The 18149-nt window shown below is 65.2% G+C and carries 14 protein-coding genes; all 14 read right to left on the bottom strand.

Annotated elements, in window-relative coordinates; genetic code table 11:
* Positions 1-24: 24 nt before the first annotated feature.
* The 14 genes from A3K89_RS15070 to A3K89_RS15005 all read right to left on the bottom strand — a co-directional run bounded on the left by A3K89_RS15070 (position 25) and on the right by A3K89_RS15005 (position 18147).
* Positions 25-1146 carry a low temperature requirement protein A gene (locus tag A3K89_RS15070; protein ID WP_068427481.1) on the bottom strand — a complete coding sequence of 374 codons (1122 nt, stop codon included), beginning with the start codon at positions 1144-1146 and terminating at the stop codon, positions 25-27.
* A gap of 112 nt (positions 1147-1258) precedes the next feature.
* Positions 1259-2734 carry a carboxylesterase/lipase family protein gene (locus A3K89_RS15065; protein ID WP_068427398.1) on the bottom strand — a complete coding sequence of 492 codons (1476 nt, stop codon included), beginning with the start codon at positions 2732-2734 and terminating at the stop codon, positions 1259-1261.
* Between the two features lie 31 nt (positions 2735-2765).
* Positions 2766-3848: a HoxN/HupN/NixA family nickel/cobalt transporter gene (locus A3K89_RS15060; RefSeq protein WP_068427397.1), complete on the bottom strand. Its 1083-nt coding sequence runs from the start codon at positions 3846-3848 to the stop codon at positions 2766-2768.
* Positions 3845-5371, bottom strand: a complete 1527-nt coding sequence (locus A3K89_RS15055) for a VWA domain-containing protein (protein ID WP_068427395.1) — start codon at positions 5369-5371, stop codon at positions 3845-3847. The genes A3K89_RS15060 and A3K89_RS15055 overlap by 4 nt, the downstream gene beginning before the upstream one ends.
* A 6-nt stretch (positions 5372-5377) precedes the next feature.
* A complete protein-coding gene (locus tag A3K89_RS15050; protein WP_068427393.1) occupies positions 5378-6595 on the bottom strand; it encodes an AAA family ATPase in 1218 nt (405 codons plus the stop codon).
* A gap of 86 nt (positions 6596-6681) precedes the next feature.
* Positions 6682-7974, bottom strand: a complete 1293-nt coding sequence (gene mdo / locus A3K89_RS15045; RefSeq protein ID WP_068427390.1) for an NDMA-dependent methanol dehydrogenase — start codon at positions 7972-7974, stop codon at positions 6682-6684.
* A 208-nt stretch (positions 7975-8182) separates the two neighbouring features.
* A complete protein-coding gene (locus A3K89_RS15040) occupies positions 8183-9712 on the bottom strand; it encodes an AMP-binding protein (RefSeq protein WP_254303546.1) in 1530 nt (509 codons plus the stop codon).
* A gap of 507 nt (positions 9713-10219) precedes the next feature.
* Positions 10220-11482 carry an ABC transporter permease gene (locus tag A3K89_RS15035; protein WP_068427388.1) on the bottom strand — a complete coding sequence of 421 codons (1263 nt, stop codon included), beginning with the start codon at positions 11480-11482 and terminating at the stop codon, positions 10220-10222.
* A complete protein-coding gene (locus tag A3K89_RS15030) occupies positions 11479-12723 on the bottom strand; it encodes an ABC transporter permease (RefSeq protein ID WP_254303543.1) in 1245 nt (414 codons plus the stop codon). Before A3K89_RS15030 ends, A3K89_RS15035 begins: the two co-directional genes overlap by 4 nt.
* Positions 12716-14215 (bottom strand): ABC transporter ATP-binding protein, encoded by a 1500-nt coding sequence (locus A3K89_RS15025; protein ID WP_068427387.1) that lies wholly within the window; start codon positions 14213-14215, stop codon positions 12716-12718. Before A3K89_RS15025 ends, A3K89_RS15030 begins: the two co-directional genes overlap by 8 nt.
* A gap of 14 nt (positions 14216-14229) precedes the next feature.
* Positions 14230-15327: a BMP family lipoprotein gene (locus tag A3K89_RS15020; RefSeq protein WP_240931051.1), complete on the bottom strand. Its 1098-nt coding sequence runs from the start codon at positions 15325-15327 to the stop codon at positions 14230-14232.
* A 112-nt stretch (positions 15328-15439) separates the two neighbouring features.
* Positions 15440-15940 (bottom strand): YbjN domain-containing protein, encoded by a 501-nt coding sequence (locus A3K89_RS15015; protein ID WP_068427382.1) that lies wholly within the window; start codon positions 15938-15940, stop codon positions 15440-15442.
* Positions 15937-17277 carry a D-inositol-3-phosphate glycosyltransferase gene (gene mshA, locus A3K89_RS15010; protein WP_254303542.1) on the bottom strand — a complete coding sequence of 447 codons (1341 nt, stop codon included), beginning with the start codon at positions 17275-17277 and terminating at the stop codon, positions 15937-15939. Before mshA ends, A3K89_RS15015 begins: the two co-directional genes overlap by 4 nt.
* A gap of 33 nt (positions 17278-17310) precedes the next feature.
* Positions 17311-18147 carry an alpha/beta fold hydrolase gene (locus tag A3K89_RS15005; RefSeq protein ID WP_068427477.1) on the bottom strand — a complete coding sequence of 279 codons (837 nt, stop codon included), beginning with the start codon at positions 18145-18147 and terminating at the stop codon, positions 17311-17313.
* Between the last annotated feature and the right edge of the window lie 2 nt (positions 18148-18149).

Below are 18149 nucleotides of genomic sequence, written 5' to 3'. Positions count from 1 at the left end.
GCTCTCTCGGTCGCCGATCCACGTTCAGGCGTCGACAGGCTTTCGCGCCACCAGCACAGCCACCATCACCACCATGACCACGGCCGTCAGGGTGATGGGAATCGGAATGACCGGGTCGAGAAGCACCAGCACAGCGCCCACCGGCACGACTGTGTTGACGACGCGATCCGCGTTGTTCCTGATGGCCAGGAACCAGACGCCGAGCACGAAGACGGCGATCGGCACCGTGACGGTGAACGACGCGGCGACGTCGTTCAATTCGCTGTGGTGCGTCAGCACGTCGATCTCGACCTCGATGCCTGCGGAGAACGCACCGGCCGCCGCGAACACGAAGTAGTGCACGTAGCCGTACTTCAACGAGGAGCCGATGCCGCGGATCGCCCGGTGATGAGGCGGCCAGAAGTAGATCCACCACAGCGAGGCCGTGACGACGAGTGTCAGTACCGCGATCGAGATGAGCGGAGCGAGTGCGGTCTCGTCGTGCAGCGCCTCGATGATGGCGTTGGCCGACGCGAGCAGGCTCTCACCGAGCAGGATCAGGGTGAACAATCCGTAGCGTTCGGTGATGTGGTGCGGATGCCACGGCGTCGAACCGTTTCTTTCGGCGACGACGGGAATCGACACCTCGACGGCGGCGAGCGCGACGAAACAGACGATCTGCCATGGCCCTCCGGGCACGAACAGCCACAGGATCCACAGGATCTGGACGCCGCCGATGCCGAACGCGTAGGTCAGCGCAGTGGTCTTGTGATCGGGTGACCTCGACGCCCGAAGCCACTGCGCGATCATCGCGATGCGCATGACCACGTAGCCGAAGACAAGCACCGCGTAGTTCTCGTCCGTGAACGCCGGCTCGATACCTGCCGCCAGCACGAGCACGCCCGCCATCTGCACAACCGTCATCGCTCGGTAGAGCCAGTCGTCGGTGTCGAACGACGTCGCGAACCAGGTGAAGTTCATCCACGCCCACCAGATGGCGAAGAACACCATCAGGTAGCTGACGAGCCCCTGCGCGATGTGATCCTCGGTCAGCGCATGGTGCAGCTGGACCGAGGCGATACTGACCGCCACGACGAACACGAGGTCGAAGAACAGCTCCAACGAACTCGCGACGCGATGCGGCTCCTGCGGATCCCTCGCGCGCATCGGCACGAGGCGAAACGACGTGGTCGGTAGGTTCACGGGTAGGACGATAGGCGACGTCGCCGCACGTGCGTGGCAATGTGTAGCGGGCTGTACATTCCCACGCACGGACGCGTCAGCGCACCCCCGCCCAGACCTCTCGCGTCGACGGACGCGGATCGTCGACGACCGACGATTGTTCGCCGAACATCATGACCGAGCGATCGTCGCCGTAGCGCACCCACCCGGGGTCACCGTCGCGCACGAAATCGACCCAGGCCCGGTGCATCTCGTCCGCGAGTTTCTGCGGAGGGTTCGCACCGGTGATGCGCGCGGTCTCGGGCTTGCCCAGCACGTCGAACACGAACGGGATCTCGAGCGCATGACAGGCGCCGAGGTTTCCGTCGAACAGCGATGAGCGCCAAGCGAATTCGTAGACGAACGCCCGCCCGCCCCGCGATTCGACGACGCGGAGCGCCGGGATCCGAAAGAACCAGTCCGTCATCACTGCGATCAGCAGCTCGCCCGGAGAGGCGTCGGGTAGTTGCGCGCGGTAGGCGTCGACCGCGGTGTCGACGTCGACGCCGTACGCGCCGAGCAGCAGCCGAATCCGGTCCTCGTTCACGTAGCCGGTCACGCCTGCGGGCACGAGGAAGAACGCGAACTCCTCGCTGGTGGTCCCGATCAGAATTTCGACGTCCGCGCCCGCTCCCCCGGCGATGCGCGCATACGGCAACTCCGGCACCACGTCACCGTCGATGTACGGCTCGAACGGCATGACGTTGAACGCGAGTTCGCCCCACGCACCCGTCGGGGCCTCGGCCGAAATCCGATCGCCGAGTTCTCGCTGCGCGTCGACGAACTGCTCGACCGGGACGGACGCCAGTCCCTCTACCGTCGGCTCCACTCCGACGGCCTGAGCCAGTGCCTCCGCCACCTTGGACGCAGTCGGCTCCGAGATCACGTGGTGTCCGGCACCGCTCTGCAGAACCGCGCGCTGGAACAGCCCTTCCGCACGCGGCATCGACACCAGCGTCCCGACGCTCATGGCCCCGGCCGATTCGCCGGCGACCGTCACCCTCCCCGGATCACCTCCGAACGCCGAAATGTTGTCGCGTACCCATTCGAGCGCCGCAACCTGATCCAGCAGACCCCGGTTCGCGGGCGCGCCCTCGATGCGTGCGAACCCGTCGGCGCCGAGTCGGTAGTTGATCGCCACCGCGACGACGCCGTCGCGGGCGAACGCCGAACCGTCGTAGATCGGCACGGCGTTGCTGCCGTTGACGAACGCGCCGCCGTGGATCCAGACGAACACCGGCAGGCCGGACTCCTCGGTGCCCGGCGTCCAGACGTTCAGGTTGAGGCACTCGTCGCCAGGCACGACCGGCTCGACGAGGATGTCGCTGGTCGGCGGCCGGTAGCCGATCTTGGGTGCGGTGGCGCCAAGCGTCGTCGCGTCGCGCACGCCCTCCCACGTCGGAGGGGCCGTCGGCGCCGCGAAGCGCAGCGGCCCGAACGGTGCTTCCGCGTACGGAATTCCGAGGAACGAGGTGACCGCTCCGTCACGCAGTCCGCGCAACCGGCCCTGAGCTATGTCGAGAGTGACGTCCATGAACCTTTACTACCCGATTCAGGGTCCCGCACTACTCGATTCTCGCGACCTTGTAGTAGACCAACGCACCGATCCACACGGCGAAGAACGTGCCGACGACGAACTGCCCGGCGAGATTCAGATCGATCGACGCGAGGAAATCCCACGGCTGCCCGGTCAGCCCGAGTTCGTCGCCGAGCAGAGACAGCAGCTGCACCGACCCGATGACGACGGCGACGAAGATCGACAGCGACGTCATCGTGATGTTGTAGTAGATCTTTCGGATCGGGGTGACGAACGCCCAGCCGTACGCCTTGGACATGAAGATTCCGTCGATGGTGTCCATCGTCGTCATGCCTGCGGCGAAGATGATGGGCAACGCGATGATCGCGAGCGGCGGCAACCCTCCTGCCATCGCCGTCGTGCCGGCGACGGCGAGAAGTCCGACCTGGGTGGCCGTGTCGAATCCGAGCCCGAACAGCAGGCCGAGCGGGTACATCTGCCAGGAGTCCTTGATGAACCGGTCGTAGCGTCCGCGGAAGATTCGGTTCAGCAGCCCACGTTTCGCGAGCAACTCGTCGAGGTGTTCCTCCGAGTACTCCCCTGCCCTCGCCCGTCGCCACACCCGCACGATCCCGGCGAGGACGGCGAAGTTGAGCACCGCGATCAGGAACAGGAATCCGCCCGACACGAGCGTGCCGATGATGCCTCCGACGCCCGCGAACGCATCTTGGAACGCAGTGGCTTTCGCGGCCACGACGGCGATCGCTGCGACGAACACGAACACGACCGTCGAATGTCCGAGAGAGAAGAACAGCCCGACGGCCAACGGCCGCTTGCCTTTCTGCAACAGGAATCGCGTCGTATCGTCGATCGCCGCGATGTGGTCGGCATCGAATGCGTGACGCATCCCGAGTGTGTAGGCGAGCACTCCGGCACCTGCGTAGACGAGAGTGCCGTCGGCGCCGGTCAATTCGTGAATACGTGGGATGGCGTCGTAGTGCGCGAACAATCCCCATCCCACGACGTGCAGACCGGCGATGAACACGAACATCCCGACCAGGCGCGGAATCTCGTCGCGCGTGAACCGACCACGCCGGTCCGAGGTGGCCGCGGGCCTGTCCAGAGTCGTCATCGTCCCACCTGTTCCGTCGCGAGCGCATCGGCGGTGCTCGTCAGTCCCGTCAGGTCCCGCACGACGCGCACCCGCTGGCAATGTTCGGCATAGAGCGGCAGGTCACACGAGCCGAGCCCCCACGAGTACCGCGGTTCGGGTGTCAGCCAGATCGTTTCCCGTGCGCGACGCGTGATCTCGGCGAACGCCTCAACATTGGGATCGAGACCGTTCGATCGTCCGTCCGCCAGAACCACCACGGTCGTACGACGACTCACGGCGTTGCCGTGCTCGTCGAGGAACTGCCCGAACGCATTTCCGTGATCGGAGTTGCCGTCGACGTCGAGCACGTCACCGCCGAACACCAACCCCAACGCATGTTCGACGCTGTGGTCGGCGAACAGATCGGTGATCTCCACCAGTTCGGAGACGAATGCGAAGGTTCGCACCTGACTGACCAAGTCCTGCAGGCCATGTACGAGATGGAGGGTGAACCGGGCGGTGGCGCGGACCGACAGGCTGACGTCGGTCAGCAGCAGCAGCCGTGGTTTGTCCTCGCTGCGCTGCACGGTCACGGGCCGGAACGGGACACCGTCGTACCGCATGTTTCGACGCATCGTCCGGCCCGAGTCGACGCGTCCGCGCGCGCCTGCTTTTCGGCGATGTGTCAGCGCACCGTGCAGCGATTGGGTCAGCCTCCGCAGCGATTCTTCCAGTTCGGCCCGCTCGTGCTCGCCGACGTGATCGACCTTCGCGACGCGGTCCTCACGGCCCTCGACGACGGTGTTCTCCAGTGCCAGAAGCGATTCCAGATGATGCTTGAGCGCAGCAGGCAGGTTGGCCAACACACCCGCGAGACGTTCACGCAGCGCCGTCGCTTCGTCGAGCACGTCACCTTGCACGTCGTCGGGTAGGTCGTCGAGCCAGCCGAACAGTGCATCCTCCTCCGCGACCGACAGATCCGCGTCGACCTTGGTGCCGGTCGACGTCGAGATCTTGCCGGGTACGCCTGCACCCTTCAGGTGATCCGTCTCGATCTGGATGCGTTCGCCCTGACCGAGATTGTCGGTCGAATCCTTGCTGAACACGATCTCGTCGGTCATCGCGGCGAGGTCGATCTTGTTCGCCTCCTGATGCAGGTTGTACTGCGTCGCGAGGTCGTCCGGATCGAAGAACTCGCGGATGTCCGACGGCGCCCCGTGCTCGTGCCCCTGCTCGGGGAGGTTGCCGGGCTCCTCACTGAGAGTGAAGGATTCGAGCAGTCCGTCGTCGGACAGGTCGTCGTGACCGTGTCCGTGTCCGCGCTGACCGTCGTCCTTCTGCACCTTCACCAGCGCGAAGAACAGGTCGAAGACCTCCTCGAACACCGGGTCCGAGTCGCGATCCTTGACCAGTGCGACGCGCAGCGCCTCGCGCAGAAGCCGACGATCGGCGAGCAATCCCGGCTGCGCAGCTGCTTCCATCGCGTCGAGCATCTCGGGCACCGAGATCCTCATGCCGCGCAGCCGGAGCAACCGCACGAAGCGGTGCAGACTCTGCTCCACGGTGACTCAGGCCTTCCGGTTCTTCTTGCTGCCGAACCCGTTCGCGAACGAGCGGCTGCCCTGCGTCTTCGGCACGTCCTTGGCCGGTGACGGTGTCGATGCCGTCGATCCTCCGTAGTAGTTTCCGTGGCGGCCGGGCTCGTTCTTCGACGCGCGGATCGCACGACCGTCTGGACCCGAATCATCGTCCCCCACAACGGACAAGGGCTCCTCGTGACCATGCCCATGGCCGTGCCCATGACCGTGACCGTGACCATGGCCGTGATCGATGACGGCGTTCGGATCGACGAGACGCGGAATCGCAGCGGTCGCCTTGCGCACGTCCTTGTCGTACTTGACGACGACCGACACCGTGTCGTTCAGCAGCTTGGCGGTCAGCTCGCTCGCACCGAGGACCGCGAGAGTCCTTGCCCAGTCCACGGTTTCGGAGATGCTGGGCGACTTGCGCAGTTCCAGGTCACGCAATCCACGCACGACGTCGACCAACTGGCCGGCGAGGGCACCCGACAAACCGGTGTCCTTCGACACCACGATCTCGAGTTCACGCTCGGCCGACGGGTAGTCGAGGAAGCTGTGCAGGCAACGACGTTTCAGAGCCGCCGAGAGATCGCGGGTGTTGTTCGACGTCAGAATCACGTACGGGGCGACCGTCGCGGTGAACGTGCCGAGCTCGGGAACCGAGATCTGATTCTCCGCAAGCAATTCCAGCAGAACCGCTTCGAGCGCCTCGTCGGCACGATCGACCTCGTCGATCAGCAGGACGACGGGTTCCTGGGAACGAATGGCCTCGAGCAGCGGGCGAGGCGCCAGGAAGCGCTCGGAGAAGAACACACTGTCCTGCGCGGCGATGCGATCGACTGCTTCACCCAAAGTTTCGGTGTCGGCGACGAGCTGGCCGATCTTCTCCTTGAGCACCTGGGTGTACAGCAGCTGCTTGCCGTAGTCCCACTCGTAGAGCGCTTTGGTCTCGTCCTGGCCCTCGTAGCACTGCAACCGCAGCAGTCGACGCCCGGTCACCGCGGCGAGAGTCTTTGCCAGCTCGGTCTTTCCGACGCCGGCCGGGCCTTCCAACAGCACGGGCTTGTCGAGCCTGGTCTGCAGGAACACCGTCGTCGCGAGGCGTTCGTCGGCGATGTAGCCTGCGTCGCCGAATCGGCTGACGACGTCGGCGACGGAGTCGAAATCTGGCCCTGCCGAAGCATCGATGGGCGTCGGGACTGACACGGTGCGTTCCTTCCGAGAAGAGTGTCCGACCCGCTCCCGCCCGCAGCAAGGGGTTCCGCGGGCGGGAGCGAGGATCGAGGGAGAGATCAGCCGATCAGGTCGTCCAGATCTCCGTGCACGGAGTGCTCGACGACGGGGCGGACCGTCTCGAACGTGCATTCCTTCAGGTTGCCCGGGGTGCAGGCGTCACCGAGGACGTGGTGGGTGATTCGGTCGATGTCCTTGTCGTCACCGACGATCTTCGGCGAGTTCTCGTAGTACTTCGTCGGGCCCTGGCCGAGACGGTTCTTGCTGTAGCTGTTCTGGTCGACGTCGGCGAACTTCTCCGGAATGCCGACGTCGCGCAGCAACTGGATCGCTGCTTCGAGCGCGGCGTGCGATGCACGCTGATCGGACATGCCGTGGGTGTCGATGCCCATGGCGACGGCGATGTCGGCGAACTTGCGGTAGTCGGCTGTCATGTTGAACGCCCACACTCGCGGCAGCGCAATGGCGTTGTTCAGTCCGTGGTGCGTGTCGTAGAACGCGCTGACGGCGTGGCTGATCGAGTGGATGATGCCGAGGCCGCCGGAGTTGAACGCCTGGGCTGCGATGTACTGCGCGTACATCATTCCCTCGCGGCCCGGCAGGTCCTCACCGTTCCACGTCGCCGCGCGGAGATTGGCCACCGTCATCCGAATGGCATGCAGCGCATTGCCTTTCGACGGCTCGAAGTTCAGGCGCGAGACGTACGGCTCGCTCGCGTGCGCGAGAACGTCGAAGCCACACTGTGCGGTGTAGTCGGTCGGGCAGCTGTAGTACAGGACCGGATCGTCGATCGCGAGCGTCGTCACGGACGCGTCGTCGAAAGCGACGTACTTGTGCGGGTTGTCGGGGTCGGTCGTCGTATCGGTGATGACGTACGCCCACGACGTCTCGGAACCTGTTCCTGCCGTGGTGGATACGGCGATGTGCGGCGGGTTCTTCGGGTTCTCGCTCTTGTTGAAGCCCTCGAACTCGTTGACGCTACGTCCGTCGTGTGCGACGGAGATACGAGCGCCCTTGCACGCGTCGTGCGCGGAGCCGCCACCGATGGACACGAAACTGTCGCACTTGTTCTCGGTGTACATCGCCACGGCGTCCATGACGTTGTAGTCCTTGGGGTTGGACTCCACCTTGTCGTACACGACGACCTCGAGGCCGTGGTAGCGCATCGACTCGACGATGTTGTGCACGATGTCGGTTCCGCGCAGGCCGGACGTCATCACGAGGGTCTTCTTGAATCCGAGCTTGAGTGCCTCGGGACCGATCATCTCGTGCGCGCCGGGGCCCATCATGGCGCGTGGGAACGGGTGGAACTCCTTGATGGGGAACGGCTTGAGTAGGTCGTCGACCTGCATGGAAGGATCCTCTCCGCGAAACGGAAAACGTCTGATGGTCTCGCAACGCGGTTCGAGCCACGGTGCTGAGAACGACGCTAAATCCGACAGTGCAGAGGTGTCAGTCACTTTCCGGCGAGACTGTTCCGTAAGTCACGAGAAGGCCCCTATGAGACAGGAAGGCCGCCTACCCGATCGGGTAGGCGGCCTGACGAGAGCTCGACCGGTCCTATTTCGTGGTCTCGGCGGCCCGCAGATCCTTACGAAGGATCTTGCCTGCAGCCGACTTCGGGACGATGTCGATGAACTCGACCTTGCGGACCTTCTTGTGCGGCGACACTCGCTCGGCGACGAACGCGATGACCGCGTCCTCGTCGATCGTCGCGTCGGCCTGGCGTACGACGAACGCCTTCGGAACCTCTTCGCCCTCCTCGTCGAGGACACCGATGACCGCAGCATCGGCGATCTCCGGATGCGTCAACAGCAGAGCCTCCAGCTCGGCCGGCGGCACCTGGTAGCCCTTGTACTTGATGAGCTCCTTGAGCCGGTCGACGATGTAGACGACGCCTTCGGCGTCGACGACGGCGATGTCACCGGTGTGCAGGAAGCCCTCGTCGTCGAGGGTGTCGGCGGTGGCGGTGGGGTTGTTGAGGTAGCCGGCCATGACGTTCGGGCCCTGCACCCACAGCTCACCGGGCTTGGACAGCCCTTCGGACGGAAGATCCACTTCCTCGCCCGTCTCCGGGTCGACGAGCTTGTTGACGGTGTTCGCGAGCGGCAGTCCCACCGAGCTGAGCGCCATGTCGTCGCGGTCGAACGGGATGGCGTGGCTGACGGGGCTGAGCTCGCTCATGCCGTAGCCCTGACGCACGCGCGTGTCCAGACGCTTCGCGACGGCCTTGCCCAGTTCTTCGTCGAGCGGCGCGGCACCGGAGAAGATGGTGTGCACGCTCGACAGGTCGTACTGATCGACGAGCGGGTGCTTGGCCAGCGCGACGGCGACGGGCGGGGCGATGAACAGGTAGGTCAGCTTGTGCTCCTGGATGAGCTTCAAGAACTCGACGAGGTCGAACTTGGGCATCGTCACCAGGTGCGCGCGCAGCTTCAGCGCGATGTTGAGCAGCACGGTGAGGCCGTAGATGTGGAAGAACGGCAGCAGCGCCAGGATCGCGTCGTTCGTGTCGATGCCGACGCGCGGCTCCATCTGAGCGACGTTGGCGACGAGGTTGCGGTGCGTCAGGATGACGCCCTTCGGCACGCCCGTGGTGCCGGACGAGTACGGCAGTACCGCCACCTGCGTGGCCGGGTCGAAGGAGACCTCCGGGGCGGGTGCGCCTTCGGCGAGCAGGTCGCGCAGGCTCGGGTGCCCTTCGGCGCCGTCGAGCACGATGACGTGGTCGTCGGGGATGCCGACCTTCTCGGCTGCCGCCTTCGCCTGCGGGTACAGCGGCGAGACCGTGAACAGGAACTTGGCACCCGATCCGGTGAGCTGCTTCGCGATGTCCTCTGCCGTGTACAGAGCGTTGATGGTGGTGGCGGTGCCACCCGCGCGCAAAATGCCGTGCAGCACCGACGCGAACGCGGGGACGTTCGGCGAGTGCAGGCCGACGACGTCACCCAGTCCGAGGCCGCGTGCCGCGAGGGCGCCGGCGATGCCGTCGATCTGCCCGATCAGAGCGCGGTACGTGGTGACGGCTCCCGACGACCCGTCGATCAATGCAGGCTTCTCGAGATCGTCGTCCGAGATGGACCCGAACAGGTAGTCCTAGACGCTCAGATTCGGAATCTCGACATCGGGAAAGGGGCTCTTGAAGCTCATGACTCTCCTTCGAAACGTGCATCGGCAACTTGTCAGAACACTACAGTGAAAGCCGTCACAACGGACATGAGCCCTACTGGGGAGTCAGGTTCGGATCTCCTGTCGACCATTGCGCACGGCCCGGCGATGTGGCAGCCAGTCGCGATGCAGGTCGGACCGCATCGACTGTCTGGCAGGCTGCCAGGTTTCCCACGCTTCCTGGCAGCTCGGTTCGGGAATGCTCACGAACCCCGGGAATCGCTTGAAATACCCGGCGCCGCAGCTAGTTTCGTTCTGGTCAGAAACAAACACGACAACAGGAGAAGATACGTGTTCAACGATTTCCACAACAACTTCGTGCAGCCTTTCCAGCAGTGGGCACCGCACATTCCGGATTGGTTCGCCTGGTTGCGTTTCGGACGCTGATGCGCGAGTGACGGTGGGGCCCGTGCATGCGGGCCCCACCGCTCAGGACTTCACGTACGGCTTACCGGCCGCTGCCGGACCACGTACGTGTCCGACGAGTCCGGCGACCGCGAAGATCGTCACCACGTACGGCAACATCAACATGAACTCGCTCGGCACCGGCGAGCCGATGATTCCCAATACGTTCTGCAGATTCGACGCGAAACCGAACAGCAAGGCCGCCAACGTGGCTCGCACCGGATCCCATCGTCCGAAGATGACCGCGGCGAGGGCGATGTAGCCCGCACCTGCCGTCATCTCCTTGCCGAACGCGCCCACGGATCCGAGCGTGAAGTACGCGCCGCCCAGTCCCGCGATGGCGCCGGCGAGGCACACGTTCCAGAATCTCGTCCGCGCAACATCGATACCGACGGTGTCGGCGGCCTGCGGATGCTCGCCGACGGCACGTAGCCGCAGTCCCCACTTGGTGCGGAACAGACCGAACCAGACGAACGCGACGACGATGTACATCAGATAGACGATCAGCGTCTGCCGAAACAGCACCGGACCGATCACCGGGATCTGCGACAGCACCGGAATCTCGATGCGCCCGAATCGAGGTGGCGAGTTGAGCGCCTCGGTGTTCTTCGTGAGCACCACCGAGTACAGGAAACTCGTCAGCCCCACGACCAGCACGTTGAGCACGACGCCGACGATCACCTGGTTGACGAAGTACTTGATCGAGAACATCGCCAGCAGCGACGCGGTCAGCGCTCCTGCGACCAAAGCCGCGAGCAGCGCGACGTACGTCGACCCGGTGATCGAGGCGACGACAGCGCTGACGAACGCCCCCGACAGCAACTGCCCCTCGATGGCGATGTTGATGACACCGACGCGTTCGGAGATCACGCCGCCCATCGCACCGAAGATGAGGGGCGTGCTGAGCGCAACCGCTCCGATGAGCAAACCGGGCACCGGAACCGTTGCACCTGCAGCAGCCCACGTCAGGAATCCGACGACGAACAGCACCGCATAGACGCCGAGCAGCCAGAGCGGGGTCCTCGTGCGCTGCAGTGCATTCCACGTGGCATAGGCAGTGATCAGGGCGAGTACGACGAACACGGCGATTCCGGTTCCCGACGTCGGCAGCCCTACCGCCGGCAGTGCGAAGAAATCGTTCTCGCTCGCGAGGGCGAACGTCGTCGTACCCGACTTGCCACGAAACACGAAGAGCACCAACGCGAGAAGTGTGACGACGCCGAGGATGCCGGGCACCTTCCAGCTGCGGGCGGGCGCCAGAACGTCGGGTTCTTTCACGGTGGTCACAGTGCCGCCACCTTCGCGGTATCCGCCCGTGCCGCGACCTCGGCGCCCGGCGGTGGTAGTCGGAACACCGCTCGAACCAGCGGCGGCGCGGCGATGAACAGCACGATGACGGACTGCACGACGAGCACGATGTCGATCGGGATACCCTCGGCGGCCTGCATCGCGAAGCCACCTGCCTTGAACGCGCCGAACAGAATTCCGGCGAAGAACACGCCCCACGGCTTCGATCGGCCGAGCAGCGCGACGGTGATGGCGTCGAATCCGATTCCGGCGTCGATGTCCGCACCGAATCCGGTGGTGACCGTGCCCAACAACTGCGCGACGCCTGCGAGACCGACGAGAGCACCGGACAGCACCATCGCGTACAGGTACATCCGGTTGACGTCGATACCCGCAATCTTCGACGCGTGCGGATTCTCACCGACGGCACGGAACCGGAATCCGAGCGACGACCGCTCGAGCAACCACCAGACACCGACGGTGACGATCACGACCAGCAGGAATCCCAGATGCAACGAGTACCTGTCTCCGAACAGCTTGGGGAACACCGCCGTCGACTCCATCGCCGCCGTCTTCGGGTTGTTCTGGCCGGGCGCCTGCAGCGCGCCCGGGGTCCTGAGCAGGTAGGCGACGAGATAGAACGCGATGTAGTTCAGCATGATCGTCACGATCACCTCGTGAGCGCCGGTGCGCGCCTTCAGAACTCCGGCGATACCGCCCCACACCGCACCGCCGACGACGCCCGCGACGATCGCGAGGACGAGGTGCAGCCCGGCGGGAAGTTGCAGCGAGAACCCGACCCAGCCCGCGCATGCTGCGGCGATGAGCATCTGTCCGCGACCACCGATGTTGAACATGCCGACGCGAAACGCAAGCGCCACACCGAGACCGGCGACGATCAACGGTGTCGCGAACGTCAGTGTCTCGGTGAGCGGCTTGATGCCGTTCTCGAATCCCGGGCGTCGGAAGTTGTAGACCGATCCCTGGAACAGCGACGAATACGCGCCGGACACCGCATCCCAGATCGCGGTGAGCATGTCCGTCGGCCGCGCGAAGAAGTAGCCAGCAGACTCCTGCACCTGCTCGTCGGTGACGGCGATGAGCACGGCGCCGACCACGATCGCGAGCACGACCGCGAGCACGGAGATGATTGCGCTTCCGGTGAATATCTGCCGTAGGACCACGTGAGCACGCGACGGCTCCTGCGGCGCCTGCTTTTCCGACGCACCTGCGTCAGCCATGTTCTCCACCCATCATCAATCCCAGAACTTCGCGTGACGTGTCGGCCGGAACGATGCCGACGATCCGTCCGCGATACATGACGGCGATGCGATCGGCGAGTGCTGCGACCTCGTCGAGTTCGCTGGACACGACGATCACCGGCACGCCCGCGTCCCGCGTCGCGACGATGCGTTTGTGCACGAACTCGATCGAGCCGACGTCGATACCACGCGTCGGCTGCGAGGCCACGAAAAGCCGCAGCTCCCTGCTCAATTCGCGGGCGAGCACGACCTTCTGCTGGTTACCGCCGGACAGCCGGCCGACGGCGGTGCCGATACTCGGGGTTCGTACGTCGAATTCCTCGACCTTCTCGGCGGCGAACGCGTCGAGGTAATCGCGGCGTATCGCACCGCGACGCACGAACGGCTCTCCGGTCGATCGGTCGAGCATCAGGTTCTCGGCGATCGAGAATTCGCCGACGAGCCCGTGAACGGTGCGATCCTCGGGAACGAATCCGACGCCCGCACCGAGTACGTCGTGGACCGACGACCCGACGAGCGAGACACCGTCGAGGACGATCTCGCCGGTGAGACGTTCACGGGCGCCGAGCAGCGCCTCGACGAACTCGCTCTGGCCGTTCCCCTGGACACCGGCGATCGCGAGAATCTCTCCGGACCGGACGTCGAGGCTGACGTCGTCGACCACCGTGTGGCCGCCGGCGTCGAAAACGGTCAGATTCTTGATCGACAGTGCAGCGTCGCCCGGCGTCGCGGGCGCCTTCGACACGGTCAGCTGCACGTCGCGACCGACCATGAGCGCGGCCAGTTCCGCATTCGACGCCGTGGGCTCGGCCTCGCCGACGACCTTGCCGAGCCGGATGACGGTGATCCGGTCGGCCACCTCGCGCACCTCGCGCAGCTTGTGCGTGATGAACACGATCGTGGTTCCCGACGCGGCGAGCTCGCGCATGATGCGCATGAGGTCGTCGGTTTCCTGCGGGGTGAGAACGGCCGTCGGCTCGTCGAACACGAGCACTTTCGCGTCGCGACTGAGGGCTTTGATGATCTCGACGCGCTGTTGCACGCCGACGGGGAGCTCGTCGACGCGCGCGTCGGGGTCGAGGTCGAACCCGAAGCGTCCCGATATCTCGCGGACGAGCGCGCGTGCCGCGTCGAGATCGAGACGTCCGCCGCTCCTGGTGGTCTCGTGGCCGAGGATGATGTTCTCGGCCACGGTGAACACCGGAATCAGCATGAAGTGCTGGTGCACCATGCCGATTCCGGCGTTCATGGCCTCGCCGGGTCCGGCGAAATGCTGCTCGACGCCGTCGAGCAGAATGTCACCCTCCTCGGCCCGATAGAGACCACTGAGCACGTTCATCAGCGTCGATTTGCCTGCGCCGTTCTCGCCGAGCAGGCAATGGATCTCGCCCGGCTCCACGACGAGGTCGATGGAATCGTTGGCGACGAGCGATCCGAAACGCTTGGTGATGCCGCGTAGTTCGAGCTTCATTGCTTACGTGGTACTTACTTGGGCGACGACGGCGACTCGACGGTGATGGAGCCGTCGACGATGCCTGCCTTGATCGCGTCGAGTTCGCCCTGCAGTGCCGGATCGACCTGCGACTCGTAGTCGTGGAACGGCGCGATGCCGACGCCGTCGTTCTCGAGCGTTCCGACGTAGGGCGCGTTGTCGAACGATCCCCCACCGGAATTCGCGACGACCTCGTCCACGCTGGGCTTGAGCCCCTTCGTGACCGACGTCAGCAGCAGGTCGCCGACCGACGGATCCGATTCGTAGACATCGGCGTCGGCGCCGATCAGGGCGATGGGACGCGACGAGTCACGGATGGCCTGCGCGGCACTCTGATAGATCGGGCCGCCGACCGGGAAGATGACGTCCGCGTTCTGGTCGATCAGGCCCTGCGCGGTGTTCTTGGCGACCGCGTTGGCCTCGAATCCGCCGGTGAACGAACCGTTCTGGGACGGAACGTCCCAACCGATGACGCGCACGTCGCGGTTCTTCTGCTGGTTGAAGTAGTTGACTCCGTCGGCGAAGCCGTCCATGAAGATGGTGACTGTCGGCAGCTGCGAACCACCGAACGTGCCGACGATGCCGGTCTTGGAGAAGCTGGCGGCGGCGTATCCCGCGAGGAATGCGGACTGCGCGGCGTCGTAGGTCAGCGGCTTGACGTTCGGCAGGTCGATCGACGAATCGTCGATGATCGCGAAATCGATGTCCGTGTTCGCCTCGGCGGCGGACTTGGTGGCGTCGGCGAGGTCGAAGCCGACGGTGAGGATCAGGTTGCAGCCCTGATCGATCAGGTTCGAGATGTTGGGGTTGTAGTCCGTCGGCGACGCCGACTCGACGGTGATCGGCTCGACACCGAGCGAGTCCGAGGCCTCCACCAGGCCTTCGTAGCCGAGCTGGTTGAACGACTTGTCGTCGAAGCCACCCGCGTCGGAGACCATGCACGGCTTGAAATCGCCGGAGGCACTCCCGCCTGAATCCGAGCCGCTGTCGTCGGGTGCTGAGCCACATCCGGCGACGAGTGCGACGGCACCGAGCGACGCGACGCCGCCGAATGCCAGTCTCCGAGTACGTGAACGGGTGCCGACGGTCAAGACTTCCTCCATGGATCGTGCAGTGCGGTGTTCGTTGCTATGTCTGATTCGGGACGCTACTCGCCGCCCGTCGCGTCCGCACCATTTCACATCCGACCCGAGACTTCGTCGGCTATTCCTCGATCAGGTGCTCGAACGCCTTCAGGTTCGCCAACGATTCCCCGCGCGACACACGCCACGCCCACTCGCGTTTGATCGATTCCGCGAAACCGAGTTCGAGCAGAACGTTGAAGTCACCGTCGGCGGCTTCGAGTACTTGCCCCAGCACGCGGTCGATCTCGTCGCCCGTCACGGCGTGCGTCGAGATACGGCCGACCAGATAGATGTCGCCGATCTTGTCGATCGTGTAGTGCACGCCGTAGAGCCTGCGGTTGCGCCGAAGCAGATACTTGTACACGCCTTCGAAGTTCTCGTCGGGCTTACGGCACACGAACGCTTCGACGCGCACACCGTGGTTGCCGACGGTCAGCATCGTCGTCGTCTTCAGCTTGCGCTCGCCCGGGAGTTCGACGACGAACGAATTGTCGTCCTTGCGTTGATATTCGAGCTCCCGCTCCTTCAACATCGCATCGATCGATGCGGCGGTGTCCTTCGGCGACTGCGCTTCGCTCATGCCTTGACCACTCCTCGTCGTAGCTTCGACAGACCGCGCGTGCGGCGCGGCGAGAACTCGCTGGGCGCTTCACCCAAGGCGAAGTGGAACTGCGCGGCTCGATAACTCTCGAGCAGTCCCTCGGCCGTGTGCTCCCACGAGAATTCGGACGCATGCCGAGGCGCGGCAGACGCCATGCGCGCCAACGCGTCTCGGTCGCGAAGCATGTCACCGAGCGCACGCGCCCAGTCGTCCGTCCGGTGCCCCTGCACCAGAACGCCCGTCTCACCGGACCGCACAGCCACCCCGAGTCCACCGACGTCGGCCGCGATGACCGGAGTGCCACACGCCTGCGCCTCGATCGCGACGAGGCCGAAGGATTCGTTGTAGCTCGGCACCGCAACGACATTCGCGGCCCGATAGATCTGCGCCAGCACGTTCGACGGCTGCGGCTGCAGGAACGTCACCCGGGTCGATATTCCGAGTTCGTCGACGAGCTCGATGAGACTGTCCGGCCGGTCGAGCCCGCTCCCCGACGGACCGCCGACGACCAGAATGCGAAGTGGCAGTTCGGGTTCCCGCGCGCACAGTTCCGCCGCAGCCTTCAGCAACACGTCGGGCGCCTTCAACGGCTGGATCCGACCCACGAACGCGACGACGGTTTCACGTGGATCGATACCCAAGTGCGCTCGCGCCGCGAGCATGTCGCCCGGGTGGTACTGATGCAGATCGGCGCCGGGGGCGACGACGTCGACCGCGTCGGCGGATGCACCGTAGATCTCGATCAGCTGCTTGGCTTCCTCGGAGGTGTTGGCGATCAGCCGATCCGCCTCCGCGACGACCTGCTGCTCACCGATCTGCCGAGCGGGCGGTTCGGGAGAGTCGCCTGCCGCGAGCGACGCGTTCTTGACGGCCGCCAACGTATGAGCGGTGTGGACGAGCGGGACGCCCCACCTGTCGCGAGCCAGCCACCCGACCTGACCCGAGAGCCAGTAATGAGAGTGAACGAGGTCGTAGTAACCGGCGTCGTGACGCGCTTCCTCGCGCAGGACACCCGCGGCGAACGCGCAGAGCTGCGTCGGGAGATCCTGCTTGTCGAGGCCCTCGAACGGCCCGGCGACGATGTTGCGCACCAGCACACCCGGCGCCGCTTCACGCACCGGCTCGTCGGACGACGACGTCGCGCGGGTGAAGATCTCGACCTGCACACCGCGTTTCGCCAGCTCCTTGGCCGACTGCAGCACGTACACGTTCATGCCGCCCGCGTCGCCCATACCGGGCTGCGCCAGCGGAGACGTATGCAGCGACAGCACAGCAACCCGGTTCAGCTGGCGTCCACTCACCGCTCCAGTCTGCACGCCTCCACAGTACGGACGTCCACAGACCCCGCGTTACAGCCCGTCCACGAAGGCCGAGACATCGCTGAGGAACCGTTCGGGGTCGGCGACGAACGGGCCGTGGTCGACCCCGTCCCAGTAGGACTCCGTCACCGTCGGGATCAGCGACGCAGCGTGACGGCCGGCGGACACGTCGACGACGGTGTCCTCCGTACCGTGCAGTACGAGGGCGGGCACGTCCAGGGTGCGCAGCAGTTCGTCGTTCGACGCGGCGCGGTCGAACAGCGCGGCCCGCACCCGCGGCGGCGTCGCGAGCGTCAGCCCGAACAGCGCCTGCGCCTGCGCACCCTTTCCGTCGACCGGGCCGGTCAGAGCGTTGCCGAAACTGCCCAACGCGCGAATCGCGACCCGCGGTTCCTCGGCCATCGCGTCGGGAATCGCTGCCCGCATGGACGTCCCGACGCGGCCGCCCTTCTCACCCCGCCCGATGCTCGTGATCGCGCCGACGAGGACGATGCCGGACACCGCGTCGGTGCCGTGCACGGAGAGGTAGTCGCAGATGACGAGCCCGCCGTACGACCAGCCGAGAAGAACGGCGTCGGACGTGATTCCTTCCGCGGTCAGCACGGCGTCGACGTCGCCCGCCCAGATCTTCGAGTCGTCGTAGCCGCTCGTCGGTGCGTCCGAGTAGCCGTGACCGCGGAGGTCGACGGCGATGACCCGGTACGTCGCGGCCAGCTCGGTGAGCACCGAATCACCCCAGCAGGCCGACGACTGCGCCCACCCGTGCAGCAGCACGAGCGGTCGGCCCGACGGTGCGCCCGACACGCGGTAGACGATGTTGGTCCCGTCGATTCCGGTGGCCTGACGCACCGGTCCTCTCGTTGCCATGG

Source organism: Rhodococcoides kyotonense, from assembly GCF_001645385.1.
Classification (GTDB): Bacteria; Actinomycetota; Actinomycetes; order Mycobacteriales; family Mycobacteriaceae; genus Rhodococcoides; species Rhodococcoides kyotonensis_B.
Note: the sequence above shows the minus strand (reverse complement) of the source record. Positions and strands in the feature narration are given on the sequence as shown.

Bases quoted from the DNA above. Each gene is read 5' to 3' on its own strand.
- A3K89_RS15070 (WP_068427481.1), bottom strand. From the start codon at position 1,146: ATGCGCGCGAGGGATCCGCAGGAGCCGCATCGCGTCGCGAGTTCGTTG.
- A3K89_RS15065 (WP_068427398.1), bottom strand. From the start codon at position 2,734: ATGGACGTCACTCTCGACATAGCTCAGGGCCGGTTGCGCGGACTGCGT.
- A3K89_RS15060 (WP_068427397.1), bottom strand. From the start codon at position 3,848: ATGACGACTCTGGACAGGCCCGCGGCCACCTCGGACCGGCGTGGTCGG.
- mdo (WP_068427390.1), bottom strand. From the start codon at position 7,974: ATGCAGGTCGACGACCTACTCAAGCCGTTCCCCATCAAGGAGTTCCAC.
- A3K89_RS15030 (WP_254303543.1), bottom strand. From the start codon at position 12,723: ATGGCTGACGCAGGTGCGTCGGAAAAGCAGGCGCCGCAGGAGCCGTCG.
- A3K89_RS15025 (WP_068427387.1), bottom strand. From the start codon at position 14,215: ATGAAGCTCGAACTACGCGGCATCACCAAGCGTTTCGGATCGCTCGTC.
- A3K89_RS15015 (WP_068427382.1), bottom strand. From the start codon at position 15,940: ATGAGCGAAGCGCAGTCGCCGAAGGACACCGCCGCATCGATCGATGCG.
- A3K89_RS15005 (WP_068427477.1), bottom strand. From the start codon at position 18,147: ATGGCAACGAGAGGACCGGTGCGTCAGGCCACCGGAATCGACGGGACC.